19 protein-coding genes and 1 tRNA gene are annotated in these 17,569 nt (G+C 59.4%); 9 read left to right on the top strand and 11 right to left on the bottom strand.

What is annotated here, in order from left to right; translation table 11 throughout:
• Window positions 1-3 precede the first annotated feature (3 nt).
• The 3 genes from sctC to RHM69_RS24780 are packed head-to-tail and all read left to right on the top strand — an operon-like array spanning window position 4 to window position 2,707.
• Window positions 4-2,145, top strand: coding sequence for a type III secretion system outer membrane ring subunit SctC (sctC, locus tag RHM69_RS24790; RefSeq protein WP_200600732.1), 2,142 nt, complete (start codon window positions 4-6; stop codon window positions 2,143-2,145).
• Window positions 2,142-2,345, top strand: coding sequence for an HrpT family type III secretion system protein (hrpT, locus tag RHM69_RS24785; protein WP_014716820.1), 204 nt, complete (start codon window positions 2,142-2,144; stop codon window positions 2,343-2,345). The genes sctC and hrpT overlap by 4 nt, the downstream gene beginning before the upstream one ends.
• Complete coding sequence (locus RHM69_RS24780; RefSeq protein WP_102666821.1) at window positions 2,342-2,707, top strand: transcriptional regulator; 366 nt, start codon at window positions 2,342-2,344, stop codon at window positions 2,705-2,707. Before hrpT ends, RHM69_RS24780 begins: the two co-directional genes overlap by 4 nt.
• Here RHM69_RS24780 and sctU read toward each other — a convergent pair whose 3' ends face one another.
• From sctU to RHM69_RS24725, 11 genes are read right to left on the bottom strand one after another with little or no spacing between them, the layout of a single operon-like run.
• Window positions 2,708-3,805: a type III secretion system export apparatus subunit SctU gene (gene sctU / locus RHM69_RS24775; protein WP_020301452.1), complete on the bottom strand. Its 1,098-nt coding sequence runs from the start codon at window positions 3,803-3,805 to the stop codon at window positions 2,708-2,710.
• The gene (sctT, locus tag RHM69_RS24770) at window positions 3,802-4,590 is read right to left on the bottom strand and encodes a type III secretion system export apparatus subunit SctT (RefSeq protein WP_020301451.1); all 789 of its coding nucleotides are present in this window, start codon (window positions 4,588-4,590) and stop codon (window positions 3,802-3,804) included. The genes sctU and sctT overlap by 4 nt, the downstream gene beginning before the upstream one ends.
• Before the next feature lie 10 nt (window positions 4,591-4,600).
• On the bottom strand, window positions 4,601-4,864 hold the full coding sequence (sctS, locus tag RHM69_RS24765) for a type III secretion system export apparatus subunit SctS (protein WP_014716816.1): 264 nt from the start codon (window positions 4,862-4,864) through the stop codon (window positions 4,601-4,603).
• Between the two features lie 7 nt (window positions 4,865-4,871).
• The gene (gene sctR / locus RHM69_RS24760; RefSeq protein WP_102666822.1) at window positions 4,872-5,525 is read right to left on the bottom strand and encodes a type III secretion system export apparatus subunit SctR; all 654 of its coding nucleotides are present in this window, start codon (window positions 5,523-5,525) and stop codon (window positions 4,872-4,874) included.
• Window positions 5,522-6,535, bottom strand: coding sequence for a FliM/FliN family flagellar motor switch protein (locus tag RHM69_RS24755; RefSeq protein WP_014716814.1), 1,014 nt, complete (start codon window positions 6,533-6,535; stop codon window positions 5,522-5,524). Before RHM69_RS24755 ends, sctR begins: the two co-directional genes overlap by 4 nt.
• Window positions 6,532-6,990, bottom strand: coding sequence for a type III secretion system HrpP C-terminal domain-containing protein (locus tag RHM69_RS24750; protein ID WP_014716813.1), 459 nt, complete (start codon window positions 6,988-6,990; stop codon window positions 6,532-6,534). The genes RHM69_RS24755 and RHM69_RS24750 overlap by 4 nt, the downstream gene beginning before the upstream one ends.
• Entirely contained in the window at window positions 6,987-7,415 is a 429-nt protein-coding gene (gene sctO / locus RHM69_RS24745; protein WP_060766643.1) for a type III secretion system stalk subunit SctO, read from the bottom strand. The genes RHM69_RS24750 and sctO overlap by 4 nt, the downstream gene beginning before the upstream one ends.
• Window positions 7,402-8,760 (bottom strand): FliI/YscN family ATPase, encoded by a 1,359-nt coding sequence (locus RHM69_RS24740; RefSeq protein ID WP_014716811.1) that lies wholly within the window; start codon window positions 8,758-8,760, stop codon window positions 7,402-7,404. Before RHM69_RS24740 ends, sctO begins: the two co-directional genes overlap by 14 nt.
• Window positions 8,757-9,656, bottom strand: a complete 900-nt coding sequence (locus tag RHM69_RS24735; protein WP_038448786.1) for an FHA domain-containing protein — start codon at window positions 9,654-9,656, stop codon at window positions 8,757-8,759. Before RHM69_RS24735 ends, RHM69_RS24740 begins: the two co-directional genes overlap by 4 nt.
• A gap of 37 nt (window positions 9,657-9,693) precedes the next feature.
• Complete coding sequence (gene sctV / locus RHM69_RS24730; protein WP_200600734.1) at window positions 9,694-11,787, bottom strand: type III secretion system export apparatus subunit SctV; 2,094 nt, start codon at window positions 11,785-11,787, stop codon at window positions 9,694-9,696.
• Complete coding sequence (locus RHM69_RS24725; RefSeq protein ID WP_014716808.1) at window positions 11,784-12,848, bottom strand: TyeA family type III secretion system gatekeeper subunit; 1,065 nt, start codon at window positions 12,846-12,848, stop codon at window positions 11,784-11,786. Before RHM69_RS24725 ends, sctV begins: the two co-directional genes overlap by 4 nt.
• Window positions 12,849-13,112: 264 nt before the next feature.
• Here RHM69_RS24725 and RHM69_RS24720 point away from each other — a divergent pair, with 264 nt between their 5' ends.
• From RHM69_RS24720 to RHM69_RS24695, 6 genes are all read left to right on the top strand, one after another.
• Window positions 13,113-13,664, top strand: coding sequence for an RNA polymerase sigma factor (locus RHM69_RS24720; protein ID WP_014716807.1), 552 nt, complete (start codon window positions 13,113-13,115; stop codon window positions 13,662-13,664).
• A gap of 235 nt (window positions 13,665-13,899) precedes the next feature.
• Window positions 13,900-13,976, top strand: a tRNA-Met gene (locus tag RHM69_RS24715).
• 128 nt (window positions 13,977-14,104) lie between these two features.
• Complete coding sequence (locus tag RHM69_RS24710; protein WP_020301448.1) at window positions 14,105-14,884, top strand: PhzF family phenazine biosynthesis protein; 780 nt, start codon at window positions 14,105-14,107, stop codon at window positions 14,882-14,884.
• Window positions 14,885-14,922: 38 nt separating this feature from the next.
• Window positions 14,923-16,752, top strand: coding sequence for a gamma-glutamyltransferase (gene ggt / locus RHM69_RS24705; protein ID WP_200600736.1), 1,830 nt, complete (start codon window positions 14,923-14,925; stop codon window positions 16,750-16,752).
• A 272-nt stretch (window positions 16,753-17,024) separates the two neighbouring features.
• Window positions 17,025-17,267: a hypothetical protein gene (locus RHM69_RS24700; protein WP_197986766.1), complete on the top strand. Its 243-nt coding sequence runs from the start codon at window positions 17,025-17,027 to the stop codon at window positions 17,265-17,267.
• The gene (locus tag RHM69_RS24695; protein ID WP_019817027.1) at window positions 17,254-17,568 is read left to right on the top strand and encodes a helix-turn-helix domain-containing protein; all 315 of its coding nucleotides are present in this window, start codon (window positions 17,254-17,256) and stop codon (window positions 17,566-17,568) included. Before RHM69_RS24700 ends, RHM69_RS24695 begins: the two co-directional genes overlap by 14 nt.
• The last annotated feature ends 1 nt before the right edge of the window (window position 17,569 follow it).

Genomic DNA, 17,569 nt, shown 5'->3' with positions numbered 1-17,569 from the left:
TCTATGTCTAACAAGACCCATAAGGGCAATCGCTCGTACCTTGGCTCGCCTGCCGCTACAGCCAAAAGAACCCACTGGCGGAATGTGTTTTTGTTTTCCTGGTTGCTGGTTTCAGCACAAAGCGCGCTGGCCGCCATCCCTTCGGAATGGAAAAACACCGCCTACGCTTATGAAGCCGAGCATAAGCCGGTGCGCGAGGTACTCGAAGATTTCGCCCAGACCTTCGGTACACAGCTGCAGATCGAGGGCCTGCTGGAAGGCATCGTCAATGGCAAGATACGCGCTAACACCCCGCAGTCATTGCTCGACCGCCTGGGGGTAGAGCATCGCTTCCAATGGTACCTGTACAACAACACGCTCTACGTCAGTACTCTGGACCAGCAAGAGTCAGCGCGCCTGGAGGTCTCCTCCGAGACCATTGCCGACCTCAAGCAAGCCCTCACTGATATCGGCCTGCTCGACAGCCGCTTCGGTTGGGGTGAGTTGCCCGACGATGGCATCGTGTTGGTCTCAGGGCCTCGGCGCTATATCGAGCAAGTCAAACAGTTCAGCAGCCAACGCCGCTCGGTGGACGAAAAACAGAGCGTGCTGAGTTTCCCGCTGAAGTTTGCCAATGCAGCGGATCGCCACGTGGATTATCGCGGCCAGAAGATCACCATTGCCGGTGTTTCCAGCATTGTGCGGGGCTTACTGGAGCCACGCTCCAACGCGACACCCCCTGCGTTAGCCCAGCGCCCCGCCTCACAGCCCGCCCCTCTCGTACCCAACGTTCCCCGCTTGAGCAACCCGTTGCTGGGGCAGATGCTCGCTACAAACAGCACTCCCATGCCAATGGATATTGGCGCCACACTCACCCCGCGGGCGCCGGCCCCCACCAGTCGCATTCGCGTCGAAGCCGATATGCGCAATAACGCGGTGCTCATTTATGACCTGCCAGAGCGCCAGGCCATTTACCGCGAGTTGATCGCTCAACTCGATGTGGCGCGCAAGTTGGTGGAAATCGATACGATCATTCTGGATATCGAGCGCACCCAATTGCGTGAATTCGGCGTGAACTGGGGGTTTCAGAACAGCCGTTTCCGTGGTGGTGCAAATATGGCGCCCGGCACATCGCAGCAGTTGTCGATCGAGAATCGCGACCGTTTCTATGCTGACATACGCGCCCTGGAAGCCAAGGGGCTGGCGACCATGGTGTCCAACCCCTCCGTGCTCACCCTGGAAAACCAACCGGCGGTGATCGACTTCAACCGCACTCAGTACCTGACACCCGGTCGTCAGAACGCAACCATCCTGCCGGTCACCGTGGGTACCAGCGTGCAGGTCGTGCCCCGCGTCATCACCAGCCGAGGCAGCCATCAGATTCACTTGGTGGTGGATATCGAGGACGGTACGTTCGATGAGTCCAACCCCAATCGTGACCTCAATAACTTGGATGTGCGCCGCGGTAACGTCAGTACCCAGGCGGTCATGGCGGAAAAACGCTCAATGGTGGTGGGCGGATTCCATGTCACGGAAAGCACCGACAAGCACAACAAGGTGCCGCTGCTGGGCGATATCCCACTGCTGGGCAAGGCGTTGTTCTCTTCAAGCGAACGGCAGAACAATCGGCGTGAACGCCTGTTCATCATCACCCCACGCGTCATCGGCGACCAGGCCGATCCGTCCCGCTACTTGCCTCAGGCAGACCAGGCCGAGTTGCAGACGGCCCTTGCACCACTGGCCAGGCGCAACGCCCCTCACCAGCCCGAGATCAAGCGTAGCGACATCATCAGCACGTTGGCGCATCTGGTGACGGGAGAAGTGCCCAAGGCCTTCAAGTTGGCGCCCATGCCCCTGGGATTGAACACGCTGTGCAGCCCCCGCGACTTGCTGGCGCTGAACACCGAGCGCAGCCAATGGTACGCAGGCCCCGAGTACAACGTCGCCGTCGTGGTGATGCGCAACCAGTTCAACCGCAATGTGCGCATCGATGAAAAAGAATGCAGTAACTCGCAGACTTTGGCCGTCACCGTGTGGCCACGCGCCTGGTTGAAGCCGGGAGAAGAAGCCGAAGTCTTTATCGCCATGCGCCCGGTGAAGAAGGATGAACACCTCAGCGTACCGCGCCCTACCTTGATTACTCCTGTCAAAAAGGCCCGACCATGAAGCATCAATTGTTGTGCGTCACCCTGATCGGTGCGGCGCTGCTCGTCAGCGCTTGTACCCCAACATGCAAAGGCGACTCCTGCTCACGCCCGCAGTCGACCGCGCAGAAGATGGTGATCTGGTGGCCATCGCACATGCGCGTCCAGCCTGGACCGTCCGGGGAGCGCGCGGACTACCAGACGGTATCGCTGGAGCGATGAGCACGACGCAAATGCCCGGCAACCAACCCCAGGTAGTGCTGAACGACCTGGTGAGCGGCGCTGCCGCTCACCAGTCCCTCGCGCCCGGTATCAAAGTGTGCACGTTGCAGGCCGGCAATCGCCCGGGGCTGGCTCTGCATGTCGCTCGCGAAGCGTTGCAAGCCGGGCAATTGCAACGGATATTACAGCGCCGCTTTGAGCAGGCCCTGGTCTTCGAGGGGTGCTTTGTCTACCTCGATGCCCAGGGCGCCATGGTGATCTGGCACGCGCTGCCAACACCGCCCGGCAATCTGGACAGGACGCTGAGCCGGATGCTCTCGCTGGCAGGTCTCAGTGTCCTGGACCCACGATCCATTCGCTGATCAGCGCTGGTCAAGCTCCGGGAGCTCCAGCGTCTCGCGTTTGGCGTCATCGTCCAGCTCGCGCAAGGTGCGATAGATCAACGCCACGGCCTGCAGGGTTTCGCGAGGAATGCTGGCTCCCAACTTTTTGGTGTAGATCGTACGCGCCAACCACACACACTGAATCACGGGCACCTCGGCGGCCTTCGCGCGCGCGATCAGTTTTCGCGCCTCGTCGTCCGTGCCTTTACTGATCAGCAGGGGCAGAGGCGTCTTGCCAGGACGGTAATACAGGGCGACCGCAAAGTGCGTCGGGTTGACTACCAGCATGTCTGCCTCTTCCAGCTTGGGCAGTTTGACCTTCGGTTCCTCCTGGGCCAATTGCTGCGCCAACTGACGGCGCTGCCCCTTCACATGAGGGTCGCCTTCCATGTCTTTGTATTCTTTGACGACCTCAACCTGTGTCATGCGCATACGCTTGGCGAAGAAGTGCTTCTGCAACGTCAGATCGATCAACGCCAACACCAGCAACAGCCCCAGGCAGGCATGCAGCAAGTGACGGAACAACGCGATCAGCGCCAGTAGGTAACTCTGCAGATCGCTGTTGGCAAGATTGATCAACGCCCCCAAAGAGGGCCAAACCACCACGTACACAATCAGGCCCAGGAGGAACGCCTTGGCTATGCTCATCAACAGATTCATCAAAGACTGGGCAGAAAACATCTGCTTGATCTGGCTGATAGGGTTGAGGCGATTGAAATCCAGCTTGAGCGTTTGCGGGGCGAACAACAAGCCGAACTGCATCCAGCTGCCAATCAGCTTCGCAGCAATTGCAAGCCCGGCCATCAGCAGAGAGAACGAGAAAAACATGACCAGGCCCTCCACCAGTACTTCTTCCAGCACTCGCACAAACGGCTGGCTCAAGCGCGACATCGGGAACACCATCAGTTGCTGAAAGCGCTGCAAACTGGTCTCGGCAGTGAACAAGGCGACTTCACTGATAGCCGTCAGTGCCAACAGCTTGCTCACATCCTGGCTTTGCGCGACCTGACCTTTCTTGCGTTGGTCACGCAGTTTCTTGGCGGACGCCGGGTGCTTTTTTTCCCCCGAATCACTCACGGTGCCGAGACCGAGAACAAAAGCCCCAGATAGTGCTTAAGGTCACCCAGCTGGCTCATACGCCCGACAATAAGATCCTGCAACAATGCAAAGTACAGCAACAAAATACCGATTCCCGCCAGGCATTTAACCGGTGGCGCCAAGGTACTCACTTGCAATTGCTGGCTGTAGACGCCCAGCAACGCGATGCCAAACTCCAACAGCAACAACACGGCAATAAAGGGCGCAGCGTAAAGCATCATGTGCATGAACGTGTCACTCAGCATCCCGACAAATACGCTCATGCCATCAGCCGCTGGAAACGGAAACCACACGGTGGGTGGCCAGATCAGATAACTGTCCCAGATCACCTGGGTCAGCGTGCCCAACCCCAGAACGGCCATCAACAGGTAAATCGCCAGTTGCTTGAACATGTGCCCGATCGGTGTCGCGTCCGGCCCCAGTGACGGGTTAAGTTGGCCACCTGCCAAGGCTCCACGCTGGTTGTCCAGCAGTGCCCCGACCGACTCGAACATCCAGAACGGCATCGCCAGCAACACCCCGAGCAGCAACCCCAGGACCACTTCCTTGATCATCAGCGCACCGAGCATGATTGCTGAAGGGTCCTGCCCTGCCAAAGCTGCGTGAATACCCGGCGCGGGCAGCAGCGCCAGGACCATCACGATGGTGTGCCGAGGCAGGCCTCGCACGTGCTGAAAACAAAACGCCGCCACCAAAATGCCACAGGGGTAAATACGCGCCATGCCAATCACCAGGCTGGGCAGGTAGTCAAGATAAAGCAGCACAGGCAACGCCTCAGTTCAGGGCCGAACGGCCGATCATTTCAAACGTCAGGTTGATCAGCTGGATCAACTCAACGCCAATCCAGCGGCCCGTCAGGATCAATGTGACACCCACCGCCACCAGCTTGATACCAAAGGGTAATGTCTGGTCCTGGATCTGCATCAGTGCTTGTACCAGGGAAGTCAGTACCCCCACCACCACCGCCACGATCAGCGGCGGCGCCGACAGTACAACCACCAGCAACATGCCCTGCTTGAACAGCACGATAGGTTCCATACGCCACTCAGAGATAAGAAAGGAACAGGCTGTCGAGCAACCGCGACCAGCCAGACACCAGCACGAACAGCAGCAGCTTGAGCGGCAGGGAAATGGTCATCGGCGAGACCATCTGCATACCCAGCGCCAGCAGCAGGTTGGAAACAATAAGGTCGATCACGATGAAGGGGATGTAGATCAGGAACCCGATCTCGAACCCCGCCTGCAATTGCGAAAGCACAAAGGCCGGAATCAGCAGGATAAGATCCTCACGCTGCACCTCCTGCGCCATTTTCGCTGGCCACAGACGTGCGGTATTTTCCAATAGATGGGTCAGCACATCCGGGTCCACATTACGCAGCATGAAGGCACGCAAGGGGTTGATGGCCTCATTGCCGGTACTCAGAAACGTTTGCACGTTGGTCATGTCCAGAGGCGAAGCCCTGAGGTTCTCGGCGATCTCATACCCCACCGGTGCCATGATGAACAAGGTGGCAGCCAGGGCGATTCCGTTGATGGCCATGCTTGGAGGCACCTGTTGTACGCCGATGGCATTGCGGGTAATCATCAGCACAATCACGATTTTCAAGAAGGCTGTGCAGACAACCAACAGCATGGGCATCAACGACAACGCCCCCAGAAATACCGCCAGAACTACCGGGTCCAGCCCCTGAAGAATCATCGACCGAACACCACTCGGGACAACTGCAACCCCAGACGCCCGTCAACTTCCACCAACTGTCCCTGGCCGATGGGTCGATCACCGTAATACAGTCCCGCCGTGCCCGGGGCGAAACCGGCAATGCCCAATACCGAGCCGGGCACGAGGTTACGCAGCTCCCCCAGGGTAAGGTTCAGTGTTCCGCAGCGTACGTTCAGCGTCATGCTCAACTCATCGAACGGCTCGGGGCCGAATACGTCCATGACAGGTTCATCGTTTTCATGCCCCGAGTAATGAGGTACAGCTAAATCTTCGTCCACGGACATGTCCTCGATAGAAGTAAGAATGAAACGTAACCGCCCGTTGTCATCGTCAATGCCCCCGTGCAGGCGCTCTCTGCCAACCTGCACATAGCCGCTGCCCAGGGCCTGGAAAAAGGTCTGTTCAAGCACCAGCACATCGCCGGTCCGCAGGCTACTGGCCTGTACAATCGGTAACCGCAACCGCCCAAGGGTCACGGCAATTGCCAATTGAAACGACAACGGCAGTGGCGCAGCCGTGGCCCGCCAGGAACTCGCCTCGTGCAAGGCCAAAAAGCTTTCGGGGCTCAACCAGGCATAACCCTCAGCCCAGGATGCCCCCAGGGTCACGGTGAGGCGGCAGCCAAACCCCCTTGGTCGCTCGGTGTGCAGCAATCTCACATAACCCAACAACGACCGCACTTCGGGGCTCAGGTAATACTGGAACAACGCCCAGAACCAGGAGTCTGGTTCGTTGTCGGCCCCAGCGAGGGTCACCGGACACTCGCCCATCAGGCTGAGCAACGGCCCTGCCTTAGCGAGCGCCAGCACGCCGCACTGCGTGTCAAAGCACACCGCTTCACTGCCAACTGGCGCACGTCCAGGCTCAAGCCGCAGCTCACCGGCCTGACCCGCGACATGGAACGGCAGGTACAGGCCGCGCCCCAGTCGGTTGCGTGCGGCAACCAAGTCGCTCTTGATCGACGGGAATGTCAGTAGCGGTACGATCATAGGTTGCCGACGCTTGGCACAAGTACGCTGACTGGCCGCCCCAGCGCTTGCGCAAAACGTTCCTCACACTGCTGTCGTACGCCACTGAGCCAGCGTGCCGTGGCGCCCTGTTCTGCTTCCAGCTCAATGGTCCAGGCGCTCTGTTCTCGGCGCACGCTGGCATTGATCCGTCCCAGACGTGGCAAGTACAACACTGCCTGCAACGGCCATTGCGAACCGGCCAATACACGCGGCGCCAGCTGTTCGGCGAGCGCCTCGATCATGGCGATACCGGATGCTGATTTTTTTCCCGATAAGGAGGCTCCCGTCCCTGTGCCCTCACGCTCATCAGCAAACAGCCGCGCAAACAGTCGCCCTTGCTCCCAGGGCACCACGCCCGCTGTTCCCGGCTCACGTTCTTCCCGTGGCTCACGCAGGGGCGGTCTTTGAGGGGGTTTATTAGCAACCTTAGTCATGCCGGCTCCCGTGCCAGTAAAAGTGATAACTCCTGTAACTTTTCGACCTGTCGCAAGCATTCGGTGGCTTGCCTCTGGGCTTTGCCAACGTGGCTTTCTTTTACTGGCCGTTGGCTGCGCAACGCCTCAAGCTGCCCCTCTTCTCGCTGGGTGCTGGCGGATAAGGTGTGTTCCTGCGCGCGCCAGGATTTCAGCCCCTTCAAGGTCAGGGTCTGGCCCTGATGCTGACTGAGCAACTGCGCACTTTGCCGGGCTTCCTCCTGCCGAGTCTGTTCAAGTGCTTCCTGGGCCTGCTGGATGTGCGCAAGCAGGGCCTGCTGCGCACGCTTGGCCTCACGCAGGGCACGCTCGGCCCGATCGGCCCGGTGCCTGCGCAGGCGCCGCAGCGTCTCCACCTCACCGAGCAGTACGTCAGAATGGGACATGGGCGGTCAGCTCCTTGAGTTGCTCCAGCGTGACAGCCATCGGTGTCGGCTCACGCAAATCCTGGCGCAGGAAACCATCCACCGCTTGGCGACTGTTCACCGCCAGGTCCGTCAGGGCATCGCTGCCAGGCTGGTACTCGCCCAGCTTGAGCATCAACTCAATCTGCTGGTACGCCGATAGCAAACGCCGCAACGCCGTGCCCGCCTGGATATCCGCAGGTTCTGCGACGTTGCTCAATATTCGTGAAAGGCTCGCCAGCACATCTACCGCCGGATAGTGCCCACGCTCGGCCAATTTGCGCGACAGCACGATATGGCCGTCAAGCAACGAACGCACTTCGTCGGCCACTGGGTCGTTCATGGAGTCCTGCTCGATCAGCACCGTGTAGATCGCTGTGATCACACCGTCACGGGTCAACCCGGCGCGTTCCACCAGACGCGGCAGCAAGCTGTACACCGAAGGCGGCAGACCACCGCGTCCCAGGGGCTCACCGGCAGCCAGGCCAATTTCGCGCTGGGCCCTGGCGAAACGAGTCAGGGAATCAATCAGCAACAACACCCGTTGACCCTTGCGCCGGAAACCTTCAGCCAACGCCGTGGCGGTGAATGCAGCGCGAGCGCGCTCCATGCTGGAGCGATCAGACGTAGCACACACCAGTACCGCTTTGGAGCGCAATTGCTCATCCAGCTCATGGTCGAGAAACTCACGCAACTCGCGGCCTCGCTCGCCGATCAGGCCGAACACGATGACGTCGCATTCGACGTTACGGGCGATCTCGGCCAACAGAGTCGTCTTGCCGCAACCGGCCCCGGCGAACAGACCGACGCGCTGGCCTTCACCCAGCGTCATCAAGCCATCAATGGAACGCACCCCAGTGGCCAGGGCACGGTTGATCCGCGGGCGCTCGGTGGGTAACGGCGCTTCACACAGCACCGCACTGGTATCGGGCAGTTCAGCTTCGACAAACGCACTGGCGCCCTGCCCCGTAATCGGTCGCCCGAAACCATCCAGTACTTGGCCCAACAGCGCCTCGCTGACCTGCACACGATGCGAAACGCCCAGGCGCTCAACGCCAGCGCCCACTCGTACGCCTTCCAGATTACCCAGGGCACTGAGTACTGCATCCTGCTGATCAAAGCCGATGATTTCGGCGAGCATGAAATCGCCCGGCCCTTTTTCCACTTGGCACAAATCGCCGATGCGCGCCTGAGGCAATCGGCATTGCAGCAACATGCCATTGACGCGCTGGATGCGACCACGCATCGCCACTGGCGCAAAGCTGCTCAGCGCCTGGGCCTGGCGCTGTTGCCAGGCGTCGAGACGCGCTTGCAATTGCGTACTCACCAAAGCACCTCATAACGCTGCGCACCGTCGAAAACCACCTTGCTGTTGTCGATCAGCACCAGGCGCAGGCCGTCTATCTGATCCCCCAGAAAAAGCCGGCTGCCCTCTTCCAGAACCACGTGGCCGTTCGGTCCGCCCACTATCTGCACAATCCTGAACGGCAAGGCCTCATCGCGCACACGGACACGACTGATCACCGGCACCGCACTGTCGAATTGCTCACCAAAACGGCTGAGCATCCGCGACACCAACTCCACATCTTCCTGGGAAACATCCCCGCTCAGCACGACTTGGCCGTTGATCACCTGCAAGCCGATGCGCGGGTTCAACTCACGCTCGCCAAGCATCTTCACCAACTGTTGGCGCACATCAATCGGTGAGGCCAGTTCCTGTTTGCCAGCCACCGCAGGCATCAGCGAAGCCTGGGCCTCATGCTCCCCTGTCGAGACCATGCCCACTACGGCGATGATGATCGCCATCACCAGCACCAGGCTGATCAAGCGCTTTTGCTGCGAGGGCGCAATGGCGGACAACATCAGTGCCTGCACGGGTTCATCCGGCGATGGCACCGCTGCGGCCGCCGGCGCCACAGGCTCGGGCCACGGTTGATCCGCCAGGGTGACGCACAACCTTACGCTGCCCACCAGAAAGGGCACGTTCAATGCCAGATTCGGGATCTGCGCCATGGCTTGCCCAGCAGCCCCGTACAACAGTTCCGCCTGGGCCTGCACCGACCAGTTAGCCTCAAAAAAGCGCAGCAACGCATGCTGCTCGGCAACCCCTGGATCGTTCAGCACCAAGTCAGCATCTGCCTGGGCGCCAATGCTCCATTGTTCGCCAAACAACGGCAACGCAGCGCCCTGGCGCTGGCCATCAAGCACCCTTAGCTCATACATTATCGAGCCCTCCTTCGTATTAACCATGGCCGCAGGCTCATGCCGCCGCCCCCCGCATCAAGGCTTCGTGGCCCAGGTCTATGCGCCCCAGGACCTTGACCTTGGATGTGCTTCCCAACTCAGCGAAAGACAGCACCGGTACATGGTTGAACTCTTCCAGCAGCAAGGTCCGCAATGGGCTGCGCAAGTCTTGCGCCACCAACATCACACTTTTTCTCTTGGCCCTTAGTACAAAGGCTTGGTTGAGCAAACTGATAAAGGCCGCGCTGTGGTTCTCGTCCAGCGCGAAAAACACGCCGGTCTGGGTCTGGCGCAGCGCCTCGCGCAGGATGTTTTCGCTCTGCGGAGATAACAGCCAGGCATGCAGGCCATCGGCCTCGCTGTACTGGTGGTAGATCTGTGCCTTGAGGGCAATGCGCGCATAGTCGGCCAGGGCTTCCGGCTCACGCTCATGCTGCCCGTACTCGATCAGCGACTCGACAATCAGCCGCACTGCTCGCAGCGGTACGCCTTCACTGGCCAGGCGTTGCAACACCGCCGAAAAACGCGAGAGCGGCATGATGCGCTGCAGTTCCTGCACCAGTTCCGGCTGGTTATGCTCAAGCCAACTCAAGATCGACTTGCTCTCCTGAATCCCCAGGAACTGCGGCCCGCTGAGCATCATTGCCTGCCTCATGCGTTCCAGGATCAGGTGCGTAGCCGTGAAGCGCTCCAGCTCTGGGTCCTCCAGCAGCGGGTCATCAGGAGGCAACCAGAGCCAATCCTGTTCATCCCGCTCAGCCAGCCCCGGTATGGCGTGCTCAGGCTCAACCGTCAGCGCCTTGCGCTCAACAGCCACATGGTTGACCACTGACGCCCTGACCATGGGCACCTCATGCACGCAAAAGCGCATTTCATCGGCGGCCAGGGAATCATCGAGTTCAACTTCGAACGGCGGCAATGTCAGGCCGATATTGGCGACCAGCGAGTTTCGCGCCTGGCGAATCCCATGAATCAGGTCCGTCACCTCAGGCGTTCCGCGCAGCACGGGGGAAAACTGCAACAGGTAGGGGCGCGACGGATCAAATCCGCGCAAGTCCTCTTTACCGTTCTCTTCAGGTCGAACGACCTCGGCGGCTTCGTTGGCGGGCTCTGCCTGTCGTTGACGCTGGCGTACCAGGTAGTAACCCACACAGCCGGTGATCAGCGCGATAAGAATAAACACCAGGGTAGGCATGCCCGGCACTAGGGCAAACGCAAGCATTCCCACCGAGGCAATCACCCAGCTCTTGGGCTCGCTGGTCATTTGCCGAGCAATTTCGACGCCCATGTTACTGACGCCTTTGCGTCCATCCGGCGCCACGCGGGTGATGATCATGCCCGCAGTCAGAGAGATCAGCAGCGCTGGAATCTGTGCTATCAGGCCATCGCCAATCGTCAGCACCGAATACAACGAAATGGAATCGGCAGCGCTCAACCCGTGCTGGAACATGCCCGTGGAGAAGCCGCCCAACAGGTTGACCACGACGATGATCAAACCGGCGATGGCGTCGCCTTTGACGAACTTCATGGCGCCATCCATGGCCCCAAACAGCTGGCTTTCACGCGACAGCTGATCGCGTTTGTCGCGCGCCTGCACACCGTCAATCAACCCGGCACGCAAATCGCTGTCGATAGACATCTGCTTACCCGGCATTGCATCCAGGCTAAATCGCGCCGCGACCTCGGCAACCCGCTCCGAACCCTTGGTGATCACCAGGAAGTTGACCAGGGTCAGGATCAGGAAGATCACCATCCCCACCGCCAGGTTTCCCCCCACCACAAAATTACCGAACGCCTCAACGATGTCACCGGCGTCCTGTTCCAACAAGATCAGGCGCGTGGTCGCGATCGACAGCGCCAATCGAAACATAGTGGTCAACAACAGGATCGACGGGAACGACGAGAACGCCAAAGGGCCCGGTAGATAAAGCGCCAGTACGATCAACAGGCAAGATATGCAGATATTGAGAGCAATCAGAATATCTACCAGCCAGGTCGGCAGTGGAACGATAAAGATAAAGATAATGGCCATGACCACCACAGCGCCCAGCACTTCAGCTCGCTGTGCCACTTTGAGCAGTAAGCCATTGATGGTCGACAGCAGAGTCACGTCATAGCCTCGGCCAGCTCAGGAGAACGCTGGGTTCCGCCATCGATCCGGTTCAGTTCGTCCATCACCGCTACAAACTTGAACAAGGTTTCCTCACGGACTCTGGTGTCAGGCCACAAGGCCAAAGGTAACTGCCGGATCAGAGGGTAAAGCGCGTTGAGAGCTGTCAATTGCCTGGTAGGCGAACCACTCCCCATCTCATTCCCCAACCGCAGAATTTCATCGGCGCCTATGCCGCTGCTGGCATATCCGAGCAGGCGCTGCAGCAGCGTAACGGCCTCATCCTCCATCTCCAGGCGCTGCTTGCACGTCACGCAACTGGCCAGCACTGCGCTCAACTGCCCGCAGCTTCGCAGCCCCACCAGCAAGGAGCGCAGCAATGGTGTAGGCACCGAGGACACCAAGGCGGCAATATCGTCTGCCAGGGCTTTACGCATCACGTTAAGCCCTTCTTGAAACCCATCACCGCCGTATACACCCAGCAGGGCTTGCATCATTGTTGCCAGGGATTGGCGCGTGACCACGCTGGCGTAGTAGAGCGCACGTAGGGCCTGGCGCTCCTCGGGGTCCACGCTGGCGGCTTGCAGTGTTAAGGCGATGTTCAGGCCGGCCTGGATTTCGCCCTTGAAACGCGCCTCCAGCTTGGCGATGGCTGCGTGTGCAAGGGCCGCTTCGGATTTACGGACTTCAGCGTCCGCCTCGCTCACCACATGCTTGAGCACCACGAAAGCACGCGCCGGGTCGCCTCCGGCGAGGTCGAGCAATTTTTCGAGACTGGCGCTTTGCAGCAACTGCATCCTGATTCGGCGCGAAACCGAAGCCATGCTCGCCTGGGCCGGGTGACCCAACTGGTCATAAAGCTCCACCAGCTTTTCAGCCGCAGGCACGCGCACGCCCATTTGCCGATGGGCCAGCGGGAGCTTATTGAGCTCCACTTCCTGATTGAACAGATGGGCCAGTTCGTCGACACCCTTCGCAGGTGCAGGCACGGAGCCAGTGTTGATAACAGGTTGATCCGAGCTTTGGACCGTTTGCACATCGTTGCGAGATTCGACTTTCATGGACAGGCCAGTTCAGGAAGAGTGTTTTCCCTGTGTGGCGAGGCCCACCCATACGGTTCCATAGAAATTTGAGGCTGAGCCGGGTTTGAAAAGACTTGCACAGGCACCTGTTCCCCCGTGCAAAAGTCTGCGTAAAAACACCTCCATTCAAAATATTTATCTATGTATATCAAGCTATTAAACGATTTTTTCTCTTTGGCACACGCAGTGCAATCGGGTTCCTGTCGATACGTTTTCGACTGCGTCTACCTTAAGGAAAAAATCATGAATATCCCTATTGAAGCCTTAGTTCACCTTGGTGGCAATTCGCCTCAATTCATGCTCCATCTGACAGACGATCAACAGAAAAAACTGCGGCGCTTCATTCACAAACGGGTCCTCAACCCGGAAGACGCGGATGATCTATTGCAACTGACTTACTTGGAGGCCTGGCGCAATCGCGAGCGCTTCAGTGGTACCGCGACGCTCAGCACCTGGATGTGCGGCATCGCGCAGAACCTGATCCGCAATCACTTCCGGCGCCTGTATGCCAAGCCCTCTCATTGCGAATTCGACGAGTCGCTGTGGCATGGCCATGAAGAAAACCACAGCCTGGATTGGGAATTCGAGGTCAACCGACGCCTGGAAAATACCCTGAGCGCAATTGATCACTTGCCCACAGAGATGCGCAGAACACTGTATGCCTCCCTGGAAACCGACGGCAGTTACCAGGACACCGCCGACGTACTGGACATTCCTATCGGCACCGTGCGCTCGCGCCTGTCACGGGCACGCGAACAGCTCAAGCGCGTCACCCACACCCCACTGCATCAGTAAGTTGAACTAGCCAGTCAAGCGTTGGGCGACAGGGATATCTGCCCAACACTGTCGGACTGGGCCCGTGAGTAGACCCTCGAAGACGCTTAGCGCTTGCGCTCCCCTCATGCACGGTGCATTCGCCACCGCCCGTCGCCAAAATCAGCGCTTTGGCTTAAACAGTTGAAAGCGTAGAAAAATTTTCAACAAAAACGCTTGACGCATTGCCGTTCCAAGCGAATAATGCGCGCCACTTGGCTACATAGCTCAGTTGGTTAGAGCATAGCATTCATAATGCTGGGGTCCGGGGTTCAAGTCCCTGTGTAGCCACCAAGTACTAAAAACGGCTTACCGAAAGGTAGGCCGTTTTTTTATGCGCGCAAAAAAACTCCCCAACTGTATTTTGACGCCCCCCAACCCCACTGTTAGTGTCCTGCCTCCCCTAAACACGGAGTGCCCCGATGCAACTGGACATCTACCAAGTCGACGCTTTCAGCCACCATCCCTTCGGCGGCAACCCGGCAGCGGTGTGCCCACTCACTGAGTGGCTGGCCGACGAGCAACTGCAGCAGATTGCAGCCGAGAATAATCTTTCGGAAACCGCGTTCTTTGTACCCCGTGGCGAGTTCTATGAGTTGCGTTGGCTCACGCCGGAAGTTGAGGTGGATCTGTGCGGCCATGCCACGTTGGCAGCCGCGTGGGTATTGATCCACAAGTTGGCGGACGCCCCGCAGGTTCTGCGCTTTGCCACCCGTAGCGGCGAATTGCGGGTAACGCGCAACGGCGATGAGCTGGCGATGGATTTTCCGGCCAAAAAACCCGAACGCTGCGAGCCGCCCCACGGCATGTTGAGCGCCCTGGGGCTTGAAAACGCCGAGGTGTTTGGCACCGACGACTACATCGTGCTGGTGGAAGATGAAGCACAGGTGGCGGCTCTCACACCGGACTTTGCGCGGCTCAAAGGCCTGCCTAAACGCGGGGTTGCGGTGACCGCTAAAAGCACTCGGTTTGATTTTGTCTCGCGCTGGTTCGGCCCGAATGTGGGCGTTAATGAAGACCCGGTTACCGGCTCGGCGCACACGTCGCTGGCACCTTTCTGGGCCGAGCGCCTGGGCAAATCGCAATTGAGCGCCGAGCAAGGCGGCCAGCGTAAGGGCCAGCTGCGCTGTGAACTGCAGGGTGACCGGGTGATTATTTCCGGCAAGGCCGTGCTGTACATGCAAGGCACGATTTACCTGTAAACAACGCAGTAGCCCAAGGACCACAGCACCTTCTCAACATGAACGGAGTTCAGCGCGTGTTTTTGATTTCCCGCCGCAGCCTGACAGTCATCGCCGCAACCCTGGCCCTCACCGCCTGCCACACGCCCGTCAACGAACAGCCTCCGGCGCCAGAGCTGGGCTCGGGCTACCGCACCGACCTGAGCACCCGCCACGCCGAGCGCCATATGGCCGCCGCCGCCAACCCGCTGGCCGCTGAAGCCGGGCGTGAAATGCTGCGTCAAGGCGGTTCAGCCATTGATGCGGCGATTGCCATGCAAGCGGTATTGACCCTGGTGGAACCGCAGTCTTCCGGCATCGGCGGCGGTGCGTTCATCATGCTGTGGGATGGGCACAACGTGCAGGCTTATGACGGCCGCGAAACTGCGCCGGCCGGGGCCACGGAGCGTCTTTTCCTGAAGGCCGACGGTACGCCCATGGCGTTCACGGATGCGCAGATTGGCGGGCGCTCGGTGGGCACTCCAGGGGTATTGCGCGCCCTGGAGATGGCGCACAAAAAGAGCGGCCACTTGCCATGGGCCAAGCTGTTTGAACCGGCGATTCGCCTGTCGGAGCAAGGCTTCGCCATTTCCCCACGCTTGCACAGCTTGATCGCGGCTGACCGCTTTATCGCGCAATCGCCCGACATGGCGGCGTACTTCCTGAATGCCGATGGCTCGCCAAAAGCCACCGGCACGCTGTTGAAAAACCCGGCTCTGGCCGCGGTGTTCAAGCGCATCGCCAAGGAAGGGCCGGATGCGTTGTACCAAGGATCGATTGCCGATGAGATCGCACGCAAGGTGCAGGGCCATCGCAATGCCGGCAGCCTGTCCCAGGCTGATCTCAAGAGCTACACCGCCAAGCAACGCGCACCGCTGTGCACCGACTACAAACAATGGAAGGTCTGCGGCATGCCACCGCCGTCCTCGGGCGGGATTGCCGTGGCGCAGATCCTCGGGACACTGCAGGCGCTGGAAACCCGCACCCCGCGCCTGGCCATCGCCCCTATGACACCGGTCAAGAGTGCCTCGCCGGCCGGGCTTGAGCCGACACCCGAGGCCGTGCACCTGCTCGCCGAAGCCGGGCGCCTGGCCTTTGCCGACCGCGCGCTGTACGTGGCCGATGCAGACTTCACCCCCGTACCCGTCGCCGGCCTCGTCGCACCGAGTTACCTGGCGCAGCGCGCCACGCTGATCGGCGAACGCAGCATGGGCATCGCCAAGCCCGGCCAACCCGCCGGTATTCAGGTAGCGTATGCGCCAGACCGCTCGCCGCTGCGCATCTCCACCTCACAGGTGGTGGCGGTGGACGACCAGGGCGGCGCCGTGTCGATGACCACCACGGTTGAAGCGGCATTCGGCTCTCATGTGATGGTCCAGGGCTTTTTGCTCAACAACCAGATGACCGACTTCTCCTTCATCCCCGAAGAAAACGGCCAGCCTGTGGCCAACCGCGTGCAACCGGGCAAACGCCCACGCTCGGCCATGGCGCCGACCTTGGTGTTCGACCGCAACTCGGGCGAACTGCTGGCTACCGTCGGCTCCCCCGGCGGCTCGCAGATCATCGAGTACGTGAGTAAATCCCTGGTGGCCATGCTCGACTGGAAGCTCGACCCGCAGGCGGCCATCAGCCTGCCCAACTTCGGCAGTCGCAATGGTGCTACCGAGTTGGAAGCTGGGCTGTTCAGCCCGGCGCTTAAACAGGCGCTCAAGGACAAGGGCCACGCCCTGAGCGAGATCGAGATGACCAGCGGCGTGCAGGCCATCGTGCGCACACGGGATGCCCAGGGCAAGGTGACGCTCAGTGGTGGCGCGGACCCTCGGCGTGAAGGTGAGGCGTTGGGTGATTAAGGTGTTGATCTATCCGTACAGGCTTATAAAAAAAGACCTGCACCCTTACGCCTTAAATCCTACGCGGAGCGCCAGAACTCAAAGTGCCATGTCATCTTTTGCGATAAAAACCTTCTTGAGCAGCCCCATCTCACCTGCGATTTTCTGGCCCGCCCTTTCTTGCCAGAGGCTACGTCAAAGACGTAGAATTTCGCGTGTTCACTCTCATAGAATCCCCTCTCTTCAGCAGGCAATGGCCTGACTATTGGACTGAAGATGAAAAAGGTATCTTCATGGCGTTTCTCGCCAGCCATCCTGATGCTGGAAATGTCATTCCGCGCTCGGGAGGTTGCCGAAAGATACGCTGGAGCATGGAGGGCCGGGGTAAAAGTGGATCAGTGCGGGTCATCTACACCACACAACTGGAGTGCGGAGCAGTCGTCGCGCTACTGATTTATGGCAAGAGCGCCACGGAGAATATTCCGGCACATATCCTGTACAAAATCGCAAAGGAAATGAACCATGCCACTCACTGATAAAGAACTGAAGGAACGTGACGCCAAACGCAATATAGGCGAAGAACTACTCACAGCCATTCAGGATGTCAAAGCGGGACGTTACGGTGCCGTGCAGCACGTTGAGGTCACTCAGGCTGCCGAAGCAAGAAGCAAGACAGGGCTCTCACAACCCAAATTTGCCGAGCTTCTGGGCGTGTCAGTAAGAACCCTTCAAGAATGGGAGCAAGGGCGTCGCGCACCTTCCGGAGCAGCACGTTCGCTACTGCATATTGCGGCCATAAGGCCGGACGTTTTTCGCGAAGTACTCAGTAACGCCTGAT

This window comes from Pseudomonas sp. CCI1.1 (assembly GCF_034348165.1).
Lineage (GTDB): Bacteria > Pseudomonadota > Gammaproteobacteria > Pseudomonadales > Pseudomonadaceae > Aquipseudomonas > Aquipseudomonas paracarnis.
Note: the sequence above shows the minus strand (reverse complement) of the source record. Positions and strands in the feature narration are given on the sequence as shown.

Bases quoted from the DNA above. Each gene is read 5' to 3' on its own strand.
- sctC (WP_200600732.1), top strand. From the start codon at position 4: ATGTCTAACAAGACCCATAAGGGCAATCGCTCGTACCTTGGCTCGCCT.
- hrpT (WP_014716820.1), top strand. From the start codon at position 2,142: ATGAAGCATCAATTGTTGTGCGTCACCCTGATCGGTGCGGCGCTGCTC.
- RHM69_RS24780 (WP_102666821.1), top strand. From the start codon at position 2,342: ATGAGCACGACGCAAATGCCCGGCAACCAACCCCAGGTAGTGCTGAAC.
- sctS (WP_014716816.1), bottom strand. From the start codon at position 4,864: ATGGAACCTATCGTGCTGTTCAAGCAGGGCATGTTGCTGGTGGTTGTA.
- sctR (WP_102666822.1), bottom strand. From the start codon at position 5,525: ATGATTCTTCAGGGGCTGGACCCGGTAGTTCTGGCGGTATTTCTGGGG.
- RHM69_RS24755 (WP_014716814.1), bottom strand. From the start codon at position 6,535: ATGATCGTACCGCTACTGACATTCCCGTCGATCAAGAGCGACTTGGTT.
- RHM69_RS24750 (WP_014716813.1), bottom strand. From the start codon at position 6,990: ATGACTAAGGTTGCTAATAAACCCCCTCAAAGACCGCCCCTGCGTGAG.
- sctO (WP_060766643.1), bottom strand. From the start codon at position 7,415: ATGTCCCATTCTGACGTACTGCTCGGTGAGGTGGAGACGCTGCGGCGC.
- RHM69_RS24735 (WP_038448786.1), bottom strand. From the start codon at position 9,656: ATGTATGAGCTAAGGGTGCTTGATGGCCAGCGCCAGGGCGCTGCGTTG.
- RHM69_RS24725 (WP_014716808.1), bottom strand. From the start codon at position 12,848: ATGAAAGTCGAATCTCGCAACGATGTGCAAACGGTCCAAAGCTCGGAT.
- RHM69_RS24720 (WP_014716807.1), top strand. From the start codon at position 13,113: ATGAATATCCCTATTGAAGCCTTAGTTCACCTTGGTGGCAATTCGCCT.
- RHM69_RS24710 (WP_020301448.1), top strand. From the start codon at position 14,105: ATGCAACTGGACATCTACCAAGTCGACGCTTTCAGCCACCATCCCTTC.
- ggt (WP_200600736.1), top strand. From the start codon at position 14,923: ATGAACGGAGTTCAGCGCGTGTTTTTGATTTCCCGCCGCAGCCTGACA.
- RHM69_RS24700 (WP_197986766.1), top strand. From the start codon at position 17,025: ATGGCGTTTCTCGCCAGCCATCCTGATGCTGGAAATGTCATTCCGCGC.
- RHM69_RS24695 (WP_019817027.1), top strand. From the start codon at position 17,254: ATGCCACTCACTGATAAAGAACTGAAGGAACGTGACGCCAAACGCAAT.